We start from the raw sequence: 280 nt of genomic DNA, 5'->3' as shown, positions 1-280 counted from the left end.
CCGAGCGAGGCGGCGAGGCCGACAAGGAATGTCGGGAACGTGGCGTGCGTGGCGCAGGCGGCGGCGAAGATCGGCGCCAGCGTCGACACCGAGCCATCCATCAGCCCGGCCAGTCCCGGCTGCACATAGGTGAGGATGAACTGGCGCTGCTCGGCGCTCGCTTCCTCGGCCTTGACCTCGCCCGGAACATGCTCCTGCTCCAGTTCATGCGCCGAGCTCTCATGGCCCTGCTCGGCCAGGGCGAGATCGTCGAGCAATTTGCGCGTCGAGGCATCGGTGG

At 68.2% G+C, this 280-nt stretch carries 1 pseudogene; it reads right to left on the bottom strand.

Annotated features, from left to right (window positions below):
* A pseudogene (locus EN818_RS32310) lies at positions 1-280 on the bottom strand (rubrerythrin family protein); the annotation flags it as partial.

Source organism: Mesorhizobium sp. M3A.F.Ca.ET.175.01.1.1, from assembly GCF_004791945.1.
Taxonomy (GTDB): Bacteria; Pseudomonadota; Alphaproteobacteria; order Rhizobiales; family Rhizobiaceae; genus Mesorhizobium.
Note: the sequence above shows the minus strand (reverse complement) of the source record. Positions and strands in the feature narration are given on the sequence as shown.